Annotated in this window: 22 protein-coding genes; all 22 read left to right on the forward strand. The window is 46.7% G+C overall.

Annotation, left to right across the window (positions count from 1 at the left end):
• Nucleotides 1-211: 211 nt before the first annotated feature.
• The 22 genes from H8K36_RS04690 to katG all read left to right on the forward strand — a co-directional run bounded on the left by H8K36_RS04690 (nt 212) and on the right by katG (nt 24,154).
• Entirely contained in the window at nt 212-1,180 is a 969-nt protein-coding gene (locus H8K36_RS04690; RefSeq protein ID WP_186914852.1) for a bifunctional riboflavin kinase/FAD synthetase, read from the forward strand.
• Between the two features lie 71 nt (nt 1,181-1,251).
• Entirely contained in the window at nt 1,252-4,140 is a 2,889-nt protein-coding gene (gene ileS / locus H8K36_RS04695; RefSeq protein WP_186914851.1) for an isoleucine--tRNA ligase, read from the forward strand.
• 93 nt (nt 4,141-4,233) lie between these two features.
• On the forward strand, nt 4,234-4,752 hold the full coding sequence (gene lspA / locus H8K36_RS04700; protein WP_186914850.1) for a signal peptidase II: 519 nt from the start codon (nt 4,234-4,236) through the stop codon (nt 4,750-4,752).
• A gap of 10 nt (nt 4,753-4,762) precedes the next feature.
• Nucleotides 4,763-5,968 carry a bifunctional phosphopantothenoylcysteine decarboxylase/phosphopantothenate--cysteine ligase CoaBC gene (gene coaBC, locus H8K36_RS04705; RefSeq protein ID WP_186914849.1) on the forward strand — a complete coding sequence of 402 codons (1,206 nt, stop codon included), beginning with the start codon at nt 4,763-4,765 and terminating at the stop codon, nt 5,966-5,968.
• A gap of 6 nt (nt 5,969-5,974) precedes the next feature.
• Complete coding sequence (gene dut, locus H8K36_RS04710) at nt 5,975-6,424, forward strand: dUTP diphosphatase (protein WP_186914848.1); 450 nt, start codon at nt 5,975-5,977, stop codon at nt 6,422-6,424.
• 119 nt (nt 6,425-6,543) lie between these two features.
• On the forward strand, nt 6,544-6,729 hold the full coding sequence (locus H8K36_RS19700; protein WP_186914847.1) for a DUF4177 domain-containing protein: 186 nt from the start codon (nt 6,544-6,546) through the stop codon (nt 6,727-6,729).
• 495 nt (nt 6,730-7,224) lie between these two features.
• Nucleotides 7,225-8,625, forward strand: a complete 1,401-nt coding sequence (gene asnS, locus H8K36_RS04720) for an asparagine--tRNA ligase (RefSeq protein WP_186914846.1) — start codon at nt 7,225-7,227, stop codon at nt 8,623-8,625.
• Between the two features lie 254 nt (nt 8,626-8,879).
• Entirely contained in the window at nt 8,880-9,317 is a 438-nt protein-coding gene (locus H8K36_RS04725) for a hypothetical protein (protein ID WP_186914845.1), read from the forward strand.
• Nucleotides 9,318-9,520: 203 nt separating this feature from the next.
• The gene (locus H8K36_RS04730) at nt 9,521-11,014 is read left to right on the forward strand and encodes a hypothetical protein (protein ID WP_186914844.1); all 1,494 of its coding nucleotides are present in this window, start codon (nt 9,521-9,523) and stop codon (nt 11,012-11,014) included.
• A gap of 557 nt (nt 11,015-11,571) precedes the next feature.
• Complete coding sequence (locus H8K36_RS04735; RefSeq protein ID WP_186914843.1) at nt 11,572-11,901, forward strand: hypothetical protein; 330 nt, start codon at nt 11,572-11,574, stop codon at nt 11,899-11,901.
• 12 nt (nt 11,902-11,913) lie between these two features.
• Nucleotides 11,914-12,390, forward strand: coding sequence for a hypothetical protein (locus tag H8K36_RS04740; protein WP_186914842.1), 477 nt, complete (start codon nt 11,914-11,916; stop codon nt 12,388-12,390).
• A 646-nt stretch (nt 12,391-13,036) separates the two neighbouring features.
• Complete coding sequence (locus H8K36_RS04745; protein WP_186914841.1) at nt 13,037-13,573, forward strand: protein tyrosine phosphatase family protein; 537 nt, start codon at nt 13,037-13,039, stop codon at nt 13,571-13,573.
• A gap of 547 nt (nt 13,574-14,120) precedes the next feature.
• Nucleotides 14,121-14,549, forward strand: coding sequence for a BlaI/MecI/CopY family transcriptional regulator (locus tag H8K36_RS04750; RefSeq protein WP_186914840.1), 429 nt, complete (start codon nt 14,121-14,123; stop codon nt 14,547-14,549).
• Nucleotides 14,530-15,933: a M56 family metallopeptidase gene (locus H8K36_RS04755; RefSeq protein WP_186914839.1), complete on the forward strand. Its 1,404-nt coding sequence runs from the start codon at nt 14,530-14,532 to the stop codon at nt 15,931-15,933. The genes H8K36_RS04750 and H8K36_RS04755 overlap by 20 nt, the downstream gene beginning before the upstream one ends.
• A gap of 249 nt (nt 15,934-16,182) precedes the next feature.
• Nucleotides 16,183-17,304: a DUF4214 domain-containing protein gene (locus H8K36_RS04760; RefSeq protein WP_186914838.1), complete on the forward strand. Its 1,122-nt coding sequence runs from the start codon at nt 16,183-16,185 to the stop codon at nt 17,302-17,304.
• A gap of 212 nt (nt 17,305-17,516) precedes the next feature.
• Nucleotides 17,517-17,831 carry a hypothetical protein gene (locus tag H8K36_RS04765; RefSeq protein ID WP_186914837.1) on the forward strand — a complete coding sequence of 105 codons (315 nt, stop codon included), beginning with the start codon at nt 17,517-17,519 and terminating at the stop codon, nt 17,829-17,831.
• 344 nt (nt 17,832-18,175) lie between these two features.
• A complete protein-coding gene (locus H8K36_RS04770; RefSeq protein ID WP_186914836.1) occupies nt 18,176-18,943 on the forward strand; it encodes a substrate-binding periplasmic protein in 768 nt (255 codons plus the stop codon).
• A gap of 49 nt (nt 18,944-18,992) precedes the next feature.
• A complete protein-coding gene (locus H8K36_RS04775) occupies nt 18,993-19,619 on the forward strand; it encodes an HD domain-containing protein (RefSeq protein ID WP_222611111.1) in 627 nt (208 codons plus the stop codon).
• 42 nt (nt 19,620-19,661) lie between these two features.
• Nucleotides 19,662-20,129: a hypothetical protein gene (locus tag H8K36_RS04780; protein ID WP_186914835.1), complete on the forward strand. Its 468-nt coding sequence runs from the start codon at nt 19,662-19,664 to the stop codon at nt 20,127-20,129.
• Nucleotides 20,130-20,235: 106 nt separating this feature from the next.
• Complete coding sequence (locus H8K36_RS04785; RefSeq protein ID WP_186914834.1) at nt 20,236-20,652, forward strand: hypothetical protein; 417 nt, start codon at nt 20,236-20,238, stop codon at nt 20,650-20,652.
• Nucleotides 20,653-21,113: 461 nt separating this feature from the next.
• On the forward strand, nt 21,114-21,527 hold the full coding sequence (locus H8K36_RS04790; RefSeq protein ID WP_186914833.1) for a VOC family protein: 414 nt from the start codon (nt 21,114-21,116) through the stop codon (nt 21,525-21,527).
• A gap of 398 nt (nt 21,528-21,925) precedes the next feature.
• Complete coding sequence (gene katG, locus H8K36_RS04795) at nt 21,926-24,154, forward strand: catalase/peroxidase HPI (protein ID WP_186914832.1); 2,229 nt, start codon at nt 21,926-21,928, stop codon at nt 24,152-24,154.
• Nucleotides 24,155-24,258 lie beyond the last annotated feature (104 nt).

Here is a 24,258-nt window from a genome sequence, read left to right on the forward strand (position 1 = left end):
GGCCATTTATAGAGTGAAAAGCCTTTATAATCAAAGGTTTTTGCCAATAGTACTTTCATTAGCGACGATTAGCCCCCAATTAAGCGCTATCTGCAGAGCTAAAGAACACTCAAAAAAATGGTAAAAGACGCAAGTTTAAACAACGCAAATGTTGATCGGCGCTACGCTTTTCCAGCGAACGCCCATTTAATTTTATAAAGAACAACATGGTATGAAGGTTTTTCGCGGTCTACCCAATGCTGCCTCACGTGCGCCTTGCGCTCTGGCAATAGGCAATTTTGATGGCGTACATTTAGGACACCAAGCTTTGCTGTCTGAGTTGCGCACGGCTGCCACTCGCCTTGGGATTGACGCCGCCGTCATGAGCTTTGAGCCGCATCCACGTGCTTTCTTCGCGCAACTGATGGGCGACCTGTCAAAAGCCCCGAGCCGCATCGCCAACCTGCGCGACAATTTATCGGCGTTGGATCGTGCTGGGGTTGACCGAGTCATCGTCGAGCATTTCAACGCACAATTTGCTGCTTTAAGCCCCGATGATTTCATCAAACAAATTTTGGTCGATGGCATGCACGTCAAGTGGGTAATGGTCGGCGACGACTTCCGCTTCGGCGCCAAACGGGCGGGTGACATCTACACCTTAATCGAAGCGGGTAAGCGTTACGGCTTTGAAGTACAAGCGATGGAAACAGTCGCCAAGCAAGGCGTGCGCGTTTCCTCATCGGCAGTGCGTGCCGCATTAGACGCTGGCGATTTCGAACATGTTGAGGAATTGCTCGGTCGCCCTTATCAAATTTCTGGTCATGTGATTCATGGTCAAAAACTCGGTCGCACCTTGGGCTTCCCGACCTTGAACTTACGCATTGCGCATCACAAACCTGCTGTGATGGGAATCTTTGTGGTGCAAGTACATGGCTTGCGTGAACAGCCCTTACCTGCTGTCGCCAGCATGGGTGTACGCCCGACGGTTGACGATAGCGGCCGCGTCTTACTCGAAACGCATATACTCGATCACAAGGTCGACGCCTATGGCAAGATCATTCACGTCGAGTTTTTAAAGAAGCTGCGCGACGAAGAAAAGTATGTCGATTTACCGACCTTAACTGAAGCGATCAACCGCGATGCCGATCAAGCGCGTAGCTATTTCAAGCAGCGCCATGGCTCTGCTACAGACCGAATTTGAAGGACGCCCAGCGTCCTCCCTCTCCCCTATTTTTATACCGATTTTAGATTTCAAATTGAAGCGAAACGACTATGTCTAACGATAAGCAAGCAAAAAAAGAATCCGCAAAACCTGCAAGTAAGTACCCAGTCAACATGACGGAAACCCCATTCCCTATGCGCGGCGATCTCGCCAAGCGCGAACCACAATGGGTGAAGAGCTGGCAAGAAAAGAAAATTTACGAACGCGTGCGCAAAGCGTCCAAAGGCCGCCCAAAATTCATCTTGCACGATGGTCCTCCATATGCCAACGGTGACATCCACATCGGTCATGCGGTCAATAAAATCTTGAAAGATATGATCATCAAGGCGCGCACCTTGGGCGGCTTTGATGCGCCTTACGTGCCAGGTTGGGATTGCCACGGCATGCCGATCGAGATCCAAATCGAAAAACTGTATGGCAAAAATTTGCCGGTCGCTGAAGTACAGGCCAAAGCGCGTGCGTATGCAGAAGAACAAATCGAACGTCAAAAGGCTGACTTCATTCGTTTGGGTGTATTGGGCGAATGGGATAATCCGTATAAGACCATGGCTTTCGGTAACGAAGCCGATGAGATCCGTGCCCTCGGTCAGTTGTTCGACAAAGGTTATGTCTACCGTGGCTTGAAACCCGTCAACTGGTGTTTTGATTGCGGCTCCGCTTTGGCAGAAGCGGAAGTCGAATACGAAAACAAACGCGATCCATCGATCGATGTAGGTTTTCCATTTGTAGGCGGTGAAGAAAACGCCAAAATCGCCAAAGCCTTCGGCTTAGACAAACTGCCACTCGACAAAGGTTATTGCGTGATCTGGACCACTACACCGTGGACCATCCCATCCAACCAAGCCTTGAACATGCATCCAGAAATCACTTACGCCTTGGTCAAAACCGAGCGTGATGGTGAGCCATGCTTGATCTTGATGGCGAAAGATTTGGTTGAAGCGGCTTTCACCAACTGGAACTTGCAACCAGAAATCATCGCCACTTGCTTGGGCGAAGCTTTATCGCTGGTCAAATTCAAACATCCTTTGGCGTCTACGCACGAAGGTTTTGATCGCATGTCGCCCGTGTACTTGGGCGACTACGTCAGCACTGAAACCGGTACTGGCGTGGTTCACTCCGCTCCGTCTTATGGTATCGAAGACTTTTTGTCCTGCAAAGCGCATGGCATGAAAGATGACGACATGCTTAACCCAGTGATGGGTGATGGCCGTTATGCATCTTGGTTACCGTTCTTTGCTGGCATGACGATCTGGGAAGCATCGAAACCGATCTGCGACAAATTGCGCGAAGCCGGAACGCTGTTCTCATTGAAGATGTTTGACCACAGCTACATGCACTGCTGGCGCCATAAAACGCCGATCATTTATCGTGCGACGTCTCAGTGGTTTGCGAGTATGGACAACACGCCTAAAGCAGGCGGCGCGAGTTTGCGCGAAACTGCCTTGGCAGCGATCGAGCAAACCGCGTTCTACCCATCATGGGGTAAAGCACGTTTGCATGGCATGATCGCCAATCGTCCTGACTGGACATTATCACGTCAACGTCAATGGGGCGTGCCTATGGCCTTTCTCTTACATAAAGAAACTGGCCAAATCCACCCACGCACACCAGAGTTGTTAGAGGTCATTGCAAAACGCGTCGAAAAAGAAGGTATCGAAGCCTGGCAAAATATCACCGTCGAAGAATTGATCGGCGATGAAGCTGCACAGTATGAAAAAAATCGCGACACCTTAGACGTGTGGTTCGACTCCGGTGCCACGCATTTCACCGTCTTGCGCGGCTCGCACAAAGAACAATCCGCCTACCCTGCCGATCTCTACCTCGAAGGTTCCGATCAACATCGCGGCTGGTTCCACTCATCTTTATTGACGGCCTCTATGCTCGACGGCCATGCGCCTTACAAAGCTTTGTTGACACACGGTTTCGTGGTCGACGGCGAAGGCAAGAAAATGTCGAAATCCAAAGGCAATGTGATCGCACCACAAAAAGTGTTCGACACTTTGGGTGCTGACATCTTGCGTTTGTGGGTAGCATCGACAGACTACTCTGGCGAACTCTCGATCTCTGATGAAATCTTAAAACGCGTGACGGAAGCCTATCGCCGTATCCGTAACACACTGCGCTTCTTGTTAGCGAACACGTCCGACTTCGACTTTAGCAAAGATGCGGTTGCAACCAATGATTTACTCGAGATCGACCAATACGCGATCGCGCACACAGCCGCATTGCAGAAAGAGATCTTGGCGCATTACGACGCTTTTGAATTCCACCCTGTGATCAGTAAATTGCAATCTTTCTGCTCTGAAGATTTGGGCGGTTTCTACCTCGACATTTTGAAAGATCGTTTGTACACCAGCGGCACAACATCGTTTGCACGTCGCTCTGCACAAACCGCGATCTGGCACATCACACAAAGCTTGTTACGTTTGATGGCACCAACCTTGTCGTTCACAGCAGAAGAAGCATGGCAAAGTTTTGCGAGTGCAGAAGCCTTCGCCGGCAGCGACGAAACCATCTTCACACAAACTTACTACGAGTTGCCCGTCATCGCCAACAGCGAAGCCTTGGAAGCGAAGTACGCAAGCTTGCGTGCAGTACGTGCAGATGTGACCAAACAGTTAGAAGAAGTACGTGTTTCTGGTGCGATTGGTTCCTCCTTGCAAGCCGAAGTGGTAATCAAAGCGAGTGGCGATAAATTTGGCGTATTGAGTAGCCTTGAAGATGATTTGAAATTTGCCTTGATCACTTCTGCAGCAAGCGTCGAACAAGTCGCGAGCGAAGGCGAAGAAACGGTTGTGGTGAACGCATCTAAATATCAAAAATGCGAACGCTGCTGGCACTATCGCGCGGATGTCGGCGTCAATGCTGAACACCCAACATTGTGCGGCCGTTGCAATAGCAATTTGTTTGGCGCAGGTGAAAAACGTAAGTTTGCTTAAACGTTCGTTATTCCTGCGCAGGCAGGATTGACGGCAACCAGTTGCCCTTCTCCCCATCCGGTGAAGGGCGTTAATAACAAAACCGAAAACAATATGGCGACGAAAAAAACCAATACTTTCTCAAGCAAACCAAAATCTTCTGGTGGTAACTGGGCGGTTTGGCTCGGGATTTCAGCAATTGTGATTCTGCTCGACCAGATCACTAAGATTACAATCGAACGTTCGTTTCAATTTGCTGAGATCTATCCTGTCACGTCTTTCTTCAACTTAACACTGGCTTACAACAAAGGCGCAGCTTTTAGTTTCTTAGCGACAGAAGGTGGCTGGCAACGTTATATGTTCACGGCGATTGGTGTCATTGCTTCTATCGTTATCACCTATTTGCTGAGAAAGAACGCCACAGAAAAACTTTTCTGCTGGTCACTGTCTTTAATTATGGGCGGCGCGATAGGCAATGTGATTGACCGCGTGCTGTATGGTCACGTCATCGACTTTCTTGATTTCCATTATAAAGAAACTTACCACTTTGCTGCTTTCAACTTAGCCGACAGCGCGATCTGTTTAGGAGCAGCTTTGTTTATTCTCGATGAATTACGACGCGTAAAAAAATAAGGAAACAATCATGGCTTCCCGACTCGCTGGTAAAAAAATCGTTCTTGGCTTGACTGGTGGCGTAGCCTGCTACAAGGTCGCCGACCTCTGCCGCTCGCTAGTCAAACTCGGCGCGACGGTGCAAGTTGTGATGACACAAAGTGCTACACAGTTTATTACACCAGTGACGATGCAAGCCTTGTCGGGCAACACGGTTTACACCGACCAGTGGGATGCGCGCATCGCCAACAACATGCCGCATATCGATCTCACACGCGATGCTGATGCCATCTTGATCGCGCCATGCAGCACGAATTTCATCTACAAATTGGCGCATGGCGCTTGCGACGATTTACTGTCGACACTCTGCATCGCTCGCCCTGCTCACTTACCTTTATTCATTGCTCCAGCGATGAACGTAGAGATGTGGAGCAACTCGGCGACGCAACGCAATGTGGAACAAGTTAAACAGGACGGTATCCAAGTCTTCGGCCCAGCCGCTGGCGAACAAGCCTGTGGCGAAGTTGGCATGGGCCGCATGTTAGAACCAGCGCAAATTTTGTCGGAACTCGAAGCGGCATTTCAAAAGAAATCATTGGCAGGCAAGCGCGTTTTAGTCACCGCTGGCCCAACCTTTGAACCTATCGACCCCGTACGTGGCATCACCAATTTATCGTCCGGCAAAATGGGCTATGCCATCGCACAAGCAGCATGGGAAGCTGGCGCGCACGTCACACTAGTCTCTGGCCCAACCGCCTTAGACGCCCCTTACGGAGTACAACGCCAACAAGTACAAACCGCCCAGCAGATGCACGATGCGGTGATGGCACAGGTGAGCACGCAAGATATTTTCATCGCCGTAGCGGCGGTAGCCGATTGGCGCGTAGCGAATGCCAGCGATCAAAAAATCAAGAAGACCAATGAGAGCGACACGCCACAACTACAATTCGCCCAAAACCCAGACATCCTCGCCAGCGTCGCCGCGTTAGCAAAAGCGCCCTACTGCGTAGGCTTCGCAGCAGAATCAGAAAACCTGCTCGAATACGGCACCGCCAAACGCATCAAGAAAAACATCCCACTCTTAGTCGGCAATATCGGCCACCAAACTTTTGGCAAAGACGAGAATGAGTTGGTGTTGTTTGATGCGAACGGGCATCAGGCTTTGGCTAAGGCGGATAAGAAGACCTTGGCGAATCAACTCGTCTCCGAAATCGCGAAAAGAATTCAAACGAACTGAAACAACATGAAAAACATAGACCTAAAAATCCTTGACCCTCGTATGAAAGACCAACTCCCTGCCTACGGCACGCCGGGCAGCGCGGGCCTTGATCTACGTGCTTGCATAGACGAAGCAATCACTATACAACCAGGCGAAACCGTCTTGATTCCAACCGGCTTAGCGATTCATATCGGCGACCCAGGCTACGCCGCCATGATCTTGCCACGCAGCGGCATGGGCCACAAGAACGGCATCGTGCTCGGTAACTTGGTTGGCTTGATCGATTCCGATTACCAAGGCCAATTAATGGTGTCGACATGGAATCGTGGTCAAAACGCCTTCACACTCAACCCTATGGAGCGTTTAGCCCAATTGATCATTGTGCCAGTGCTGCAAGTAGGCTTTAACATCGTCGAAGAGTTTGGCGAGAGTAAACGTGGTGAAGGTGGGTTTGGAAGTACGGGCAAGAATTAATCGGATCATTAGAAAATTTGCAGGGCGGGTGAAACCCGCGCCGCCAGCAAGTAATGCACATGAGCAGCGCGGGTTTCACCCGCCCTACGATACTGGAACCGAATTTAAGAAAATTTGTAATGAAAGAATACAAAACAGTTAATTTGGAGTTCAAGAGCGGTTTTCTCACCAAGGGTGACCCTGATATACAGACTGCTCTCAACGAACATGCCAGCGAAGGATGGAGATTGATCCAAATTTTGGAGCCCTCTAATACGATGGGTGAAATAAGTAAATACATCTTGATCTTGGAGAGAGATCGGTAATAGGAAGTTTTTGTCGGGCGTGGAAGCCGTCGAGAGAGCGCGATTTTTCCGCTTCTAAATCGCCAATGATGCTCAACAGAAAATGGAAAAAGAAAGTGTTGTTGTCTGAGCGCAGCGAGTTTCAACACTTTCCCATTTTTTGTTGTGCGGCATTGGGGACCCGAAGGGCGATTTAGTGCGGTCGCCTTTTTTGGGTTACCTTTTTTGGCGAGACAAAAAAGGTAACTAGCTGTCGGGCTACCCCCGACCTGCAAACGTCGAGAAACAGAAAGAGTAATTCTGAGATAAGCTTTATCGCTGACTCAGCAAAATGAAGATTAAGAAAAAAAGCAACACCCAAGCCCAACTCAATAAGAGCGACGGCAATTCAGTAACCAACACAAATTGGTTTTAACGGCGCAAACGGCTATCATATGCGCCACTAGAGAATTTCGAGAAATAGCATTACGGAATGCCTTTTCAAAAATCCTCGTCGAAATATTGGAGAAATAAAACATGGCAACTTTCAGCGTTAAAGACGTCCTCAACGGCAAAGCCCCGAGTGACACTACCGTCACCGTGCAAGGTTGGGTGCGTACCCGCCGCGATTCCAAAGCAGGCGTATCCTTTTTGGCCTTAACCGATGGCTCTTGCTTCGGTACTTTGCAAATCGTCGTGCCAAACACTTTGGGCAATTACGACAGCGAAGTCTTGCATTTGACAGCCGGTGCTTCTTTTGCTGCGACTGGCAACATCGTGCCATCACAAGGCGGCGGTCAAAGTTTCGAAATGCAGGCTGAAAGCGTGCAAGTATTTGGCTTGGTCGAAGACCCAGACACCTACCCTATTCAACCAAAACCACACAGCATGGAATTCTTGCGTGAGAACGCACACTTGCGCGCACGCACCAACATCATGGGTGCAGTAGCACGTGTACGCCACTCCATCGCACAAGCCATTCACCGCTTCTTCCATGAACAAGATTTTTACTGGGTTAACACCCCAATCCTGACTGCATCTGATTGCGAAGGCGCAGGCGAAATGTTCCGCGTATCCACCTTGGATATGATGAACTTCCCAAAAACACCAGAAGGCAAGCCAGACTTCTCTAAAGACTTCTTCGGCAAAGAAACCTTCCTCACGGTGTCTGGTCAGTTGAACGTAGAAACCTATTGCATGGCCTTGTCCAAAGTTTATACTTTCGGCCCAACCTTCCGCGCAGAAAATTCCAACACCAGCCGCCACTTGGCTGAGTTCTGGATGATCGAACCTGAAGTCGCTTTTGCTGACCTCAAACAAAATGCTGACCTCGCTGAAGCCATGTTGAAATATGTGTTCACTGCAGTGTTGAATGAACGTGCAGACGACATGGCCTTTTTCGAAGAGCGTGTAGAGAAAGGTGTGATCGCTAAGTTGCAAAACATGATCGCCAAACCATTCGTACGTATGGACTACACCGAAGCGGTCAACATCTTGCAAAACTGCGGTCAAAAATTCGAATACCCAGTGTCATGGGGCACCGATCTGCAATCTGAACACGAGCGCTATCTCGCTGAGAAACACGTCAATGGCCCAGTGGTTCTGCAAAACTATCCGAAGGACATCAAATCTTTCTACATGCGCATGAACGACGACGGCAAAACCGTAGCAGCGATGGACATCTTGGCCCCAGGCATCGGCGAAATCATCGGCGGCTCACAACGCGAAGAACGTTTAGACGTATTAGACGCACGTATGGAAGAAGTCGGCTTGGCGAAAGAACCGTACTACTGGTACCGCGACCTACGCCGCTACGGCACAGTACCACACGCTGGTTTCGGCTTAGGCTTCGAACGCGCGGTGTCTTACATCACTGGCGTGGGCAATGTGCGTGACGTAATTCCGTTCCCACGTACACCAGGGAATGTGCGTTTCTAATTTATTGCTTTGAGCTTGAATCAATAAGGGGCGACAAATTGTCGCCCTTTTTTGTTGGTATTTGATGTTCAAATCGTAGATTTCCAAATTCTGTGATCTGCACTTTTCTCGATTTCGTTATATCTCAGGTTTGTACAGTGGAACTAATTTAAGCCAAGCAAAATGCGGGTTTCAAGAGACTTCACGCAAATTGGTTTTTTTGATAATCCGAGTTAAACTTCATTTTTGCAAATTGAATAAGCGTTAGGTGAATAATGTCTTCCGTCATAGGAGTTATACCAACTTTTCCGTTGAATTGGGAATTGCTTAAGACAAGAGCGAACACCAAAATCGAAGTGAATGAAATTAGTAAAGGTTACTTATATAAAATTGAATTCAGGGGGAAGCTTTTTAATTTCCGAAATAGTGACTCCCGTAAAGATTTCAAAATTCATCCTCCAATTGAATATTTAGATGAAAAACGATCGAACCTCATAGACATAGAAAGTTTGTCGCGCGGTTGGGAGTCGGTTGGTTGTAGTTATTACATAGCACCAGAAGGGGAGTACGAGGATGCCGACTTTGTAGATTTGGTGGCTATAATTGCCGAAACTACTCAAGGAATAATTCTAAATATCAATAGTATATGGTCATGGAGCTTTGGATTATCGACGCCGCAAGAGCTAATTTCTAGGTCTTCGGCTTTGAGGTAACACCACCTAACAAGGCAATGTTGGCGGACGCATAAATGCGCCGCAAATCTTTACGTTAGACTTTACTGGATACTTCATGCTACTTCTTATGACCATTGCAGCGGCATCGTAGCTTGATGTCTACGACAAATTTATCAAAACAGCTTTATCTAAGATTAGCGAAATTTTTGGATCATATCCTAAATAAATTGGTTACTATCAGAATGCAAAATGACGAATCAAAAACAAAGGCAAGCTCAAGTGAGCTGAGTTGGACTTGCCAAATCTCATTTGACGAAAATGCAGAGAAAAAGCGCGAGCAATTTCGAGCCAGTCTGGTGTCGTTGACGCCGTTGTTTGATTTTGCGCCTTTTGCTCGGAAGATGTGTGAGCTACCCGAGAGCGAGTTATATGGCAAACCAGATTGGTGTAAAGCAATCAGTGTTGCAGCTACGACTTACCTAGAAGAACTCGATGCTCTGCACACGAAAAATCCATTGATTGCAATCAAGCTCGCTGCGATTGGGGCAGCAACGGTATCTCGTCAATATCGCCTAGGTCAAGACATGATGCAACGGGTCTCCAAATGGTTAAGCGACGATCAAGTGCCAATACGCGACCGAATCGAACTCGGACTCCTCATTCAAGCCAATTGGCCCGATCGGTACAACAAGCTGGACGGTCTTGAGGAACAATTGCTCGATATCTTGGTCATCGAATCGTCAGCTCATCCAAAATACGTACATGAGATTATCGAAAAACATCATGAGGGTACCCGAGCTTTTTCGGGGGATATCTTTTCTTCATCTGATGATCCGAACAAGATTCTATTGATTGCTCAAAATCTCAAGGCATTCGAGCCGCAATTCTACATCCATGCGTTGCGAAATTACCTTGAACACGGGAGATCGCGGTACGGCTTGTTCGAGGCAGCAGAACCCCAACTGCGGTCCATAGCTGATAAATATTTTCTAGCCGTCCAATCCGAGCCAGGTCTAAAAGAGACTGAGAAGGGCTTACATTATTTTTGGTTGAACGCGTTAACTTATCCTGATGCTAAATGGTATCCAATAGTGTTGAGGCGTTTACTCGATGCTGCCGATGAGTGTAACAACCCTTACTATGCAGCAGAGTGGAACCGTTCAGTAGCACTCAACGCCAATCCACAGTCAGAGATATTTTCCGTCGCAATTCAATCTTACACTAGGTATTTACAAAGTTTTCTAACTCCAAACATTACCGATCAAAACATACTTCGCAATTTCTCACGATTCTTGAATGAAAGCCTAGATTGCGCACTCGAAGATGGCGCATCACGAGGTCGAAACTACTCAGTACCATCAAGTCCAAAACACCCTATTGTCGAACTAACTCGACAAGCTTATTGGGATTTGGTTGCGTTGGCGACGACGCTACCCACAGGTATCGTACTGCACATTCTTTCGAGAGGTGTTGCAAATGACGATACGATTCTAGCCACAACCGCTGCTACCAAAATTGTCGAAGTTTTTGAGTCTAAAGCTAAGCAGAATCTAAACGAAGCGGCTGAGGTTGTTGGTTTCTTCGATTGTTATCACTGGTCTTCGGGAGTGAACGATGTCAAAAGAGCGCGCTGTCTCGACGTATGGCGTCAGCTGTCAACCATATTGACAGAAGTTTCCCCAGAAGCGGCGAAAAAGGCTGAAACCTTCGGTCGAAATCCAATGTGGGATCGATAAGAAAGCATGGAATCGTGTCGTGCCTTAACACATTTTAAGAACCATTTACCCGAAAATCGCACGGATACTGCTATTAGGAGATCGATCGTCAATTAGTGATTTATGGAGATCATGTTAACGCAAAGTACGGGGGGCACGCCTTGACATCACACATTTCACAGCCCTGTAGAGTGAGCACACCTTTTGTGCCCAAGCGGAATTGCTAGCTCATCATTTAACGATCTTTTACGGGTTTGATTTTTTCAACCTCAGCAAACGTAACGCGTGGGCACGATGATTCGGTGCCCCCCCCCTACGCACTGAAGTTGGATCAATCATAATTGTTCGTCTCAAGATATGTTCACCATCGACGGAAAAATACAGGCGATTGGTAAAACCAAATCGCCCCGACGCGCCTCCAAACGATGATTACGTCACAAATCCCCAATTTCACGTATACTCCACCACCCTCTCCGCTGTTTCATCACTCTTTTTCGAATTCTCGATGCTATTTGAATACGGAAAAACGAAGCAGCGCCGAATAGACAATCATCGCATCACTCTCCTCAAGGACATTCATGTCACAAGTTCAATCCTGGTCTGACATTTCAGACACCAGCATCTCTGAAGTCGGCGTACGTCAACAGCACCGCCCTTCTGAAAATTTTAAGTTTTACAGCAATACCTATGAAGCTAATCAAAGCATTACTATCAAAGCCTCACACGGATTTCGTGTGTATGTGTTGACAGGTAGCTGTGCTTTGAACGTCAACGGCCAAGTGGTAGAGTTGGAAACCGAACAATTCATCCAGCTAAAAGATGGCAGCTACACTTGCGATACCGGCAGCGAAGGTCTCAGCATTGTGAAAGTATTTAACACGGCGAAGTCTACTGCAGTAAAGAAATAAAAGAGCGCAGCCATGTCTGATCAAGAAGTTCAACTCATACAAGAAGACCGCGTCTGGCAAGCCAAAGAATGGACTGCCCGCGTGATCAAGAATGAAGACGACGATGGCTGGGCAGTTGCCATGTACAAAGATGGGCAGGCGGAGCCCGCCCTCGTTGGCCCTTGGACTATGGGGCGCGACAAGAAAAATCCCAAGCCTTTAGATCACAATGCGTTTAATACTTTGGTCAAAACCGCCAGTGAATTTGTACGCCGTCACGAACAACAATTGCACGCGACATTGAATAAGAATCTGATCATCAATGGCGCTGAGATGGATTACAAAATCTGTCTACAAATCATTCCCGATGAAGATGAACCGTATGCGTATTTGAGTGCGTTTGATCTTGATGGTGAGCAAATTGCGAAAATAAAGGTACGGCCTGACTTCAAGCTCAATCAAGCGTCGGCGATGAAGTGGATGCAGCAGGAATTTGCAAGGATTGATTGAGCCCATATTCCTCCGACTAGCTCCAGCCCAATAGGAGTGAGATCATGAACGGGCTTGTGTCGTTCTCGAATGTGGAAATTATTCCAACGATCAAGTATTCGAGCGGAATAGCTCTGTCAAGGTAAACTACTAAAATAGACTTTGCGATGCGTTCGGCCATTTAGAAAAAACGTGATGTGAATTGGCTTTTTTGACATTACGAGATACACTCGGTGCTCATCAACCCAAGCCTATCTTGCCCCATGTCCAATAACGATCGCGCACTAAAAGCAGTTTACGTTTGTTTGCCTTTTCTAGTCGCCTACCTCATCACCTATTTTTTTCTGATGGGTCTTAAAGTAAATAGTGCAGAAACATCATTCGGACTGTTTTTGAATTTTCCGCTTCTTGTGATGGGATTGCCATGGTCTCTTGGGGCTATATATGTGTCAGAGTCATTTAAAAGTGTTTTTTCCGAGAAAACGCTAGAGCTAATTGGTGTAACGCTTACCTTTATTGGCTTTTGGTTCAACGCCTATCTTCTGCTCGGTAAATACAGCGCCGGCTCCCTAATTTCGCTAAGTACCTTCATCACAATATTACTGCTTTGCGCTTTTGTTTTTTCTTAGTATTCTTGGTTCTAATCATATCAATTCAAAGTCTACCAATGAATATCTCTAAAACCCTATTCGCATCAATAGCCTTGTCTGTATCTATGACCACATTTGCGCAAACCGAGCTAAACATCAAGGCTAGAAACGTCGTTGCAATCTCTGAGAACTTGGTTACCGCAGGCCAACCAACGGCAGAATCGCTTGCCGGGCTTTCTAAACTTGGGTTTAAGGCTGTCATCAATCTCGCGCCGCCAACTGCGCCAGACGCGGTTGCGAACGAAGCACAGATTGTCAGCGATCAAGGAATGAGCTTCGTGAATATTCCCGTTCAATGGACAAACCCGACAGAGGCAGACTTCCTCTCGTTCGTTGAAGCAATGAAGCGATTTCAAGGCCAAAAGGTTTTGGTTCACTGCCAAGCCAATATGCGCGCCTCAGCAATGACCTTCTTGTACCGTGTAATCGTCGCCAAAGAGAACCCCGCACTTGCCTACGAAACTGTTCTCAAAGTATGGGCTCCGAAAGATCAATGGAAAGAACTCATCAATTCTCAACTGCAAAAGGCCAATATTGCTTTTGAAATAAAGTGAAAGCACTTGGACAATACTCGATCTTCATTTAAATTTAGACCTTAAACAATCACCAAGTACCAGAGATATATCAATGCATGCATTCGGAACCACGGCACTACTCGCCGGCTTACTCATTATCCTGCTATCACAGTTGTATGTGACCGCGATGACCTTTAAGCTTTCTCCTATAAAAGGAATTCTCTGTTTAGTAATACCTGGCTATGCACTTTTTTGTGCAAAGAGACATGGCTTTTATGGAAAATTTTTTGCTGCCTATGTTATTGGGATTTTAGGATTAGTCATTGGTGGTGCGATTCTTAGTTGAAACCACACAGAACAAGCATTGATAACGGGCACAAAACACAGACAACTAGACTGACGAGGTCGCGAGAGAAAGACCTCACTCACACTACCCTTCCTAAAGCCTTCCTTAATTCCACGCGCAATGCCAAACATCTGCGCTTAGACAAAAAACAACTCAGCACAATTTTTTTACACAACTACGAAAGTTTTCGTATATATTTACGAAAACCTTCGTAGTTTAAACTTTGAATTGATAAACTCTATGAACCCACCTACCCCTGCCGAACTCGAAATCCTTGCCATTCTCTGGCGTCTTGGCGAAAGCAAGACACAAGCGGTCAATGACGAATTGTGCAAAGTTCGGCCCGTTGGCTACACCACCACCTTGAAGACCATGCAGATCATGGAACAAAAAGGGCTATTGGGTCGCAAGAAAGATGGCAAAAGCCACATTTACTTTCCTGTTGAAAATCAACAATCAACACAGGGATCTTTACTCGATCGCCTCTTAAATAGCGCATTCGCTGGATCAAAGACCGCGTTAGTCATGCAACTCTTTGGCAATAAGGAGGTGAGTAAAGATGAAGTACAAGAGTTAAAAAAATTTCTAGATCAGCTCGAGTCGAATGAGGCGGCAAACCAATCAGCCAACAATTTGAGGAATAGAAATCATGGCCACTTCAAGTCTTGAGCTAAACGCCGTCGTCTTTGCGCTTGGTTGGACGATGATCCAATCAATGTGGCAAAGTAGTGTCGTTGCGCTATCCACACATAGCATTTTGCAGATGTTCGGAATTACAAATGCGAATGTGAGATGCAAACTATTTTGCTTCGCGATGGTCGTTTGCACAGGATGGAGTCTCGCTACTTTTCTTGGACTATATGATAGCCAAGTCGCAATCGGCGCGAAGGAGCCTAGCTCTACTTCGGTCTACCAAGTATTCACTAGCATCTCGGAATTTGATCGCTTCGACTCCTACAATTCACTTTGCTTACTTGTTTTGTTCTGGTTAATCGGGTGCATCGTTCTCTCGTTTAAATTGATGTTCGACGTATTGACGACTCATCGACTCAAACATCAAAACACAACGATACTGAATGAAGATTGGCAAATTAAGTTGGCACAACTCAAACATCAAATCGGTGTTAGGAAAGATGTCGCAATGCGGCTGTCACAAAGTATCTCGGTGCCTTGCGTCATCGGTTACGTCAAACCAGTGATCTTGATACCGACTAGCCTCTTTCTCGGACTGAACCCGCAGCAAGTTGAAATGATTGTCTTGCACGAGCTGGCTCATGTCCGTCGCCATGATGTACTGATCGGTTTTGTGCAAGTCTTGGTAAGGATCGTTTTTTTCTTCAGCCCCGCCGTCCATCATTTATCCAACCGCATCGACCAAGAACGCGAACATGCCTGTGATGATTTAGCGATTCAAGCTTGCGGCGACGCCCTGTCCTATGCGCGAACCTTACAAACCTGTGCAGAAATGCATTTGGTGATAAGCCCTCGATTCGCTTTCGTCAATCACTACTTTGGAAGAAATTCTATGCTCAAGCAACGTATCCTTCGTTTATTTGTAGGCAATGCCACACACCCCGTGAACATCAGAAACCTCACAGGCGGCGTCATCACTTTAGTCACATCGATGATCATTGCAGGTTGTAGCCTCATGTTTGTTAACGAACCTGATCTCAATGTGGAAGGCAAAGGCGTTCGCTTCGAAATTTCTATCAAGAAAAATGGAGAGTTATTGGCGCAACCAAAACTAGTTTCGACATTCGGTCAAGCAGCAAGTTTCGAACTTGAGAAGCAAATCAAAATTGTCAGCGTCGCGCAGAAACCAAAAGGACAACGTTCGCATGTCGAATCAAGTATCTATCAATTTGATGGCGACAAATGGGTATTGGTTTGGAGTCCCAGTATGGACGCAGTGATCACACAAACTCCATCCTTTGAATTTACGAGTCAAGATGATCAATATCGGATCGTGATCAAGCCACGTTTGGCAGATCTGCCGTCAACAACGCCAGTGGTTAGCAATCAAACCACTGCCAAAAGTACTGCCACATACTAACCACAATTAGCACATCAATTAGTGGCAATACAAAAATGGGATTGCAGATTCGCAGATCAATGCCAAGATCTCGCGCTATCTTCTATCCCATATCCTCCTATGCCCTCTAGGGCGAGTCTATTCTCCTCTAGAGTTAAACTTTTTTAACAAAGCTGTCATCGCCTTTCCAATCTCAAGCGTTAGTTGCTCAAGAGGTAACCGCGGATTGTCTCTCCTAGTTCAACATCTTTGAGTAAGTGGAGAGTTTTTATGTCTTACGTATATGGCGATGGTAGTTATTTTGACGAGAGAACCAAAGGTTTTGATTCGGATAGTTTGAGCTCAACTTTTAAAGTGCAACGCGGCATGGTGTCGTTTGGCAAATTGTCTGCCAACGATTTAACCGACTGGTACCAACTCAACCTCGATGGTCCTGGGCATTATTCCATTTTGCTTTCTACCGATGTCATCAATAATTACAGCGATGCGAATGCTTGGCGCGAGACGTATAGCGGCATACAAGTCACAATCACGGATCGATTTGGCGTCCCTCTCAGCGGCGTTGACAAAGGCTTTGCCAATATCACTTCCGATGGTCGCATTAGCTTTGACTACAATGGTGATTACTCGCATGGCGACTTCTTTATCAAGGTCAGCAATTTGTCGTATGCCTCAACCGATTATGTAATTGGTCTGGAAGCGACTAGTGTGGCTGGTATAAATGTGTATGGTAGCTACGCACATGACTATTTGAAAGGTAGCACTGGCGACGACAATATCGAAGCCTATGGAGGTAGCGATACCATCATCAATAGCCCAGGCAACGACTATATCAACGGCGGTAGCGGCCTCGACTTTCTTGTCATGTCGGGTAAGATCGATGAATACAGTATCAGCGGCACATTGAATAATTTTGTACTCAAGGACAAACTCGGACAAGAAGGCGTCGATCACGTTTCGCAAGTTGAACGATTGCTGTTTGATGATTACGCCTTGGCATTTGATGTGAACGGCTCTGCGGGACAAGCCTATCGTTTGTATCAAGCCGCATTTAACCGTACGCCAGACTTAAAAGGCCTAGGCTATTGGATCGATAAATTAGATGACGGCATGAGTTTGACCAAAGTGGCCAAGGCATTTTACGAATCGGATGAATTCAATTGGCTGTATGGTAGCTATACGAGTAACGCCACTTTCGTCACTACCTTGTATAACAACGTATTGCATCGTTCCCCCGATGTCGGTGGATTCAACTACTGGAATTACAAACTCAATAGTGGCGACCTTTCTCGAGCTGAAGTACTCGCCAGCTTTAGTGAGAGCCCGGAAAATCAAGCGCAAATTATTGGTCAGATTCAAAACGGTATCGAGTATATCGAATGGGGATCTTAATTCCAGGCGGTTTTGATTTCAGCAGTTCGCAAGTACTTTCTTGAGGCGATGTCTTCCTATCTACATCCAGAAATATGGTGGGTGGGAAGACTCGTTTCAATTACCCCCCCAATCAAGAGCCTCCTCACAACCCGCGAACTGAACTTTACAAAAAGGACCTTTGAATCTACTCTCTTGTTCAAGTTCATATTTTTTAAATTTGCGGAGCCATTGTGGAAATTCTTGTTCATCGCCCCAGTCAATATCAAGACAAAATTCGAGACTATCGATTATTTGTTGATGGCGTGTTTCTTACCAAGATCAAACCCAACTCACAAACTGTGCTGAACATCCCTGACGATGCCAAGCAACTTCAAGCAAAGATTGATTGGTGTACTAGCGCAATGTTTATGGTCAATGAGATCAAATCAAATCGCATCACGATCAAGAATACCTATGGCGATCATCTTGCAAAAGCTTTGCTAATGCCTTTGTACTACATCAGTTTAGGTAGGAAACAGTACTTGACGATCGAAAGTGGGCAATAGACTTCCTTGGTGACCAACGATTGCAATTTAAAGTAAGTGTTGTCCGGTTGAATTCAAACTCCAAAGCCAAATGGACTACAAATAAAACCGCACCTGCAAAATACTAGGCGACCACCGATCAATTAGTACAAACAATAAGTAAATTAACAAGTGTAGCCAATTATTTTTGTGAGAGATTGCAAAATATAGGGTTTCATTCACTATTTACCACCTTCTGCACCACACTCTATTTGACCACCTGCTCGCCTTGAATTATTCTCAAAAATAAGAACAGGCGTACTAATCTGGCGCCATCTGTTTTCATGTTTCGTTCAAATTCGACCGGTTAGGTGTTCGCAGAAGTCATGAATAAAAGAATCAAGCCACCGCCGCTTTTGCTTCGCGCCTTATACCTCGGGATTGCTTCTGCTTCTTTTTTAGCCTCACCGTCAACAAGTATCGCGCAATCGAAACAAACGACGATCAACATCACAACCGAATATCTTTATCCATTGAACATCGCCGATAAAGATGGTGGCGCCATTTACGGACAGTCTGCTGACAAGGTACATGAACTCTTTAAACGCAGCCAACTGCCGTACCAGATGAAAATGATGAGTTGGAATCGGGCCTTAGAGCTAGCTCGCAAGAACGTTGATACTTGCGTATTTTCTACCGCAAGAATTAAGGAACGAGAAACGTCATTTCAATGGATAGGTCCTATCGCTACGGGCAACTGGGCCATTTTCGGAAACCCAGATAAACTCGGCAAGGTAACGCGCCTTGAGGAAATCAAACAATCCAAAATCGGAACTGAAGTAGGCAATGTCAGTGTCGCCTATCTTTCCGAAAAAGGCTTTCAGGTCATCACTTCCAATGAATCATCTACCACATTCAAAAATGTCGCGCTCGGGCGAATAGACTACGCAGCCGCTGGCGATACACACGGCAAAAAAATCATTCTCGAAAATCAACTCGAAGACAAAGTGGTGATGCTGTTTAACTTCAACTCTTCTGATTACTACCTCGCCTGCAACAAAAACATGGACGCAGCGACCATCGCGTTTCTCAATAGCAAACTCCGCGAGATAAAAGCCGATGGTAGTTTCAAGAATATCGATAGCAAATATTAAACCAGCGTTATAATCGAATCATACTTTTTGCTCTTGTGAACTAGAGCACATGTCGACTATTCATTTTCATTTCCCAACCTCAATGCAAGATCTTTCTCAACAACTCGATTTCATTCTAGAACTCGACAAACTCAAAGCGATATACCGCAAAGCACTGATCAAGACTGATAATAATCGTTATGAAAATAGCGCTGAACACAGTTGGCATATTTCCTTAACAGCACATGTACTTGCTCCCTATGCTGAAGCAAGTGTCGACATCTCACGCGTTTGTCTGATGTTGCTGATTCACGATATTGTCGAGATCGATGCTGGCGACACCTTCGCCTTTGATCACCACGCCATTCTTGGTCAACAGTCAGACAAAGAAACCGCTGCAGCAAAACGTATTTTCGGACTATTACCCGAACCGCATAAAAGCAAGTTCATCGACTTATGGCATGAATTTGAAGACGCAGCAACCGCCGATGCGCAATTTGCGAAAGCGATGGATCGCATTCTGCCTTTGATCCAAAATATGCAAAACGACGGCGGTAGCTGGGCGCAAAATCAGGTGTTGAAGCATCAGGTCATACAACGTAACAAGTATCTAGAAACCTCAGCGCCGAAACTGTGGACTTACGTACTGGGGCAGATTGACATTGCGACTGAAAAGGGTTGGTTGCGAGTTGTATAATTCAATGCCAACATGAAAGAGTAGATAAACCCATTTTTCAATATGAGCCAAATACAACCTCACTTCACGATCTACCGAGAAGATTTTGTCGATGAAAAGTTCCCGCCACATGGCGATGTAAAGCAATCACTCATGGGACAAATTATCGTCGACGAGGCTTATGGACCATTCAATCGCGAATTGCTGGAGCAATACGAGCAAAAAGCCGCGCCACTTTATATGCAAGCAAAAGCGGCAGGCAAATTTGTGACCTTGTCTTTATTCAGCGGCAGCATGATGATGGGACAAGAAACCATAGCCCAATTTGTGAGCCTCGCTGTCAACTATGTGTCACACCAAATCGCACCAGAAGCTGTTGCCTTTGTCGCGGATGACACTGTTGATGGACGCGACTTTATGTTCCCGATTATCAAAGCCAAAGTGTTTGATCCTGTGGGTGTGCCAATACGATTGTTCACAAATCGCGCTGAGGCAGAACGATGGCTCAAGGAAAAAATCTTGGCTGACTAATTCCTAAGCTAGGCGAACAAACCGAGAGAGCACCAAGATAAAAATAACTTTATTTAAATAGGCTGTCGATTTAATATGCCTATCCGACAATTCAATTCGTATTCGCATGCAAACCAATACTTACTCACCTCCGGTCGCCGATGTTGAAATCGAACCGGCTAAAATCGAAGTGCCAGACATCATTCTCAAGAGAATCAAAAACGCATGGATTACCGGTATTGTTTCGGGAAGCATCACTTTGATCTTCACCCTCATTGCCATGAACGGCAGTCAGATTCTGGGTTTTAGTATTTGGAACCTCTCTGATGTGGCCCTTATTTTCGGCTTGACGTTTGGCATTTACAAAAAGAGCCGTGCATGCGCGGTGGCTATGCTCGCCTACTTCTTACTCTCGAAGATCATCGTGATTGCGCAAACTGGCTCATTTAATGGAGGCATCTTGGCAATCGTTTTTATTTATTACTATGTATACGGTGTGATTGGTACTTTTGCTTACCATAAGCATTTAAAAGAGAATCAATAAAGACTGCCTGTTCAAATATGCTTTTGGAAGGATCATTCAGGCGTCCTAGTTGAAGTATTCGTAGATTATTTTTACGGCAAATAATTCAGAGAACCGCTATATTGCATTTCTCTCACCGTCGTATTGTCTGCCACAAAAGTCGACGACTTTTGGTGGCAGCACGGAATCTCACCACCGACAATTCAAGTCATCTGGTCAATAGATTTACCGACTAAACATTCGGTTCTCGCGCAGCTATGCCCTTCACTTAAGGTTCAACAATTTTTACACATCACAATTGCCACTGGCCGTAAAGCCACCTAAGTGCTAACGACACTTCGTCAGGTCCCCTCTTTTTAGTTTGGTTCAATTTATTAGCGATTCTTTATCTTGCCTAAAATACTGAATGGATGTACAGTATTTTTGTTTTGTAATTGAACGACGTAAAGCGCTTTTAACCACCCAATTTGGAGATTGTTACCATGCTCGACCACATGACATTTCGCGTTACTGATATCGCCCGTGCTAAACATTTTTACCAGGCAGCGCTTGCACCGCTTGGTTATAGTTTGTACTTCGAAGGCAACTATGGGATGAACATCGTCGGGTTTTCCTACCCTGATCCATCAGAAGCCGATGGCAAAAAGGTAGACGTGTGGTTCATCGATGGCCCATCCCCTTATGGCGGTGCGCCGGCAACAACCGGCTGCCACCTTGCATGGCGGGCAAAAAACCGCGCTGAAGTCGATGCCTTTTATGAGGCGGCAATGGCTGCTGGTGGGCGCGACAATGGTGGCCCTGGTTTGCGACCTGACTATCACCCTAATTACTACGGCGCGTTTGTGATCGACCCCGAGGGAAATAATATTGAAGCGGTGTGCCACTTGCCCGAATGAGTCTTGATCGCAGTAAAACACTAAGCAAAATCTTTAAGCGACGCAACAGGCTCAATAAACAGATCGCCAATCTGCTTGTTGGGCCTTCTTCACTTTCACTCACAAGCAAATCGAAACTTGTGTTGGCACAACGCAGCATCAAATTCAATGACATGATTTCAGCGAATCAACTAAGCTGAATTCAAACACAAGGCAAGACTCAGTTCTACCTGCTTTGCCTCAGGCACCCTCATATTCATCCCGTCATGCGCACCTGCTTCACAGCTTTATGATTAATATTAGTCAAAATTTATCCATTTGATAAATTTAATTAAATTTACCTATTGATTCCCAAGCCCTAGAATCAATTCCGTTACAGATATTTAGTTCTATCCGAACTTACCCACCAGGAGATTGTCATGTCAAACGAATCCAAATGCCCTTTCCACGCTGCTCAGGCGGCAGCCCCACACGCCAAGCAAGCATTGGCACACGGTGCACCCAGCAATGCGACTTGGTGGCCAAACCAGCTAAAGCTCAATATCCTGCACCAGCATTCACCTAGCTCCAACCCGATGGGCGAAGACTTCGATTATGCAGAAGAATTCAAGAGCTTAGATTTACATGCTGTAGTTGCCGACCTCAAAGCCTTAATGACCGACTCACAAGATTGGTGGCCAGCCGATTGGGGCCATTATGGTGGCTTGATGATTCGTATGGCTTGGCATGCCGCTGGCACCTACCGCGTATCCGATGGTCGTGGTGGCGCTGGCACCGGCAATCAACGCTTTGCTCCTTTGAACAGCTGGCCCGATAATGGCAACCTCGACAAAGCTCGTCGCTTGCTGTGGCCGATCAAACAAAAATATGGTCGCAAAATTTCGTGGGCAGATTTGTTTATTCTTGCGGGGAATGTCGCACTCGAATCAATGGGCTTTAAAACCTTCGGCTTTGCCGGTGGTCGTGAAGACATTTGGCAACCAGAGGAAGATATTTACTGGGGTGCTGAAACAGAATGGCTGGCAACGAGCGATAAAGCCAATAGCCGCTATTCAGGAGAACGCCAATTAGAAAACCCGTTGGCTGCCGTGCAAATGGGCTTGATCTATGTAAACCCTGAAGGCCCTGATGGTAATCCAGACCCTGTTGCCTCTGGTCGCGATGTACGCGAAACCTTTGCCCGCATGGCGATGAATGACGAAGAAACGGTCGCTCTGATTGCTGGCGGACACACCTTTGGTAAAGCCCATGGTGCGGGTGATCCGAGTTTGGTTGGTCCAGAACCAGAAGCTGCAGGCATTGAGGAGCAAGGTTTTGGTTGGATCAATCAACTCGGCTCTGGCAAGGGTGTGCACACCACCACCAGCGGTATCGAAGGTGCATGGAAACCAAATCCTACCACTTGGGATAACGGCTATTTCGATATGTTATTCGGCTACGAATGGGAACTCACCAAGAGCCCAGCAGGAGCGAAACAATGGGTCGCGAAAGACTGCAAGCCTGAACATTTGATTCCGGATGCACATGATCCAAGTAAGAAACATCCGCCGATCATGACCACCGCCGATTTGTCTTTGCGCTTAGACCCGGAGTACGAAAAGATTTCTCGTCGTTTCCATCAAGACCCAGCAGCATTTGCGGATGCCTTTGCGCGAGCTTGGTTCAAACTCACACATCGTGATATGGGCCCAGTTGCACGTTACTTAGGCCCATTGGTACCGAGTGAAACATTGATTTGGCAAGACCCCATTCCAGCACTAGACCATCCTTTAATCGATGCAAAAGACATCGCTGAGTTGAAGGCCCGCGTACTGGCCTCTGGTTTGTCGATTTCTGCACTGGTCAACACCGCATGGGCTTCAGCGTCGACTTTCCGTGGCAGTGATAAACGCGGCGGTGCTAACGGTGCGCGTATTCGCCTCTCACCCCAACGGGATTGGGAAGTGAATCAACCACTCGAATTGCATAAAGTCTTGACTAGCTTTGAACAAATTCAAGCAAGCTTCAACGCTGAACAGCATGGCGGCAAAAAAGTCTCGCTTGCCGACCTCATTGTATTGGCCGGTGGTGCTGCCATCGAAGCTGCTGCACTCAAAGCTGGGCATAGGGTCGAAGTCCCGTTCAGCCCAGGCCGTATGGACGCAAGTCAAGAACAAACCGATGTGGAATCTTTCGCTGTCTTAGAACCCGCTGCCGACGGCTTCCGTAATTATGTTCGCGCTGGCTTGGAAAACCATGCGGCCGAACTCTTGATCGACAAAGCGCAGTTGTTGAATCTCAGTGCGCCGGAAATGACAGTGCTGGTCGGTGGCTTGCGTAGTTTGAATGCCAATACAGGAAAAACTGCCCATGGCGTATTCACGAATCGTCCTGAAGCATTGAGCCAAGACTTCTTCATCAACTTGCTCGATATGCGCACGCAATGGAAGAAATCCACAACACAAGCTGGCGTACTCGAAGGTCGCGATCGCAGCACAGGTAAGGTGAAATGGACGGGCACAACCGTCGATTTGGTGTTCGGATCCAATTCACAATTGCGGGCCTTGGCTGAGGTGTATGCAGCGAGCGATGCACAGGAAAAGTTTGTGGAAGACTTTGTCGCAGCCTGGGTCAAAGTAATGAACGCAGATCGTTTTGATTTGAAATAACTTTTCGCCATTAGCTTGGCAACTGAGTCACTCGGTCATTCCTGTGAAGGCAGGAATGACCGAAGCAGCGATCCTACCTCGCTACCCTTCCCGCACCTCCCGGT

Source organism: Affinundibacterium nitidum (assembly GCF_014284155.1).
GTDB lineage: Bacteria > Pseudomonadota > Gammaproteobacteria > Burkholderiales > Burkholderiaceae_D > Undibacterium > Undibacterium nitidum.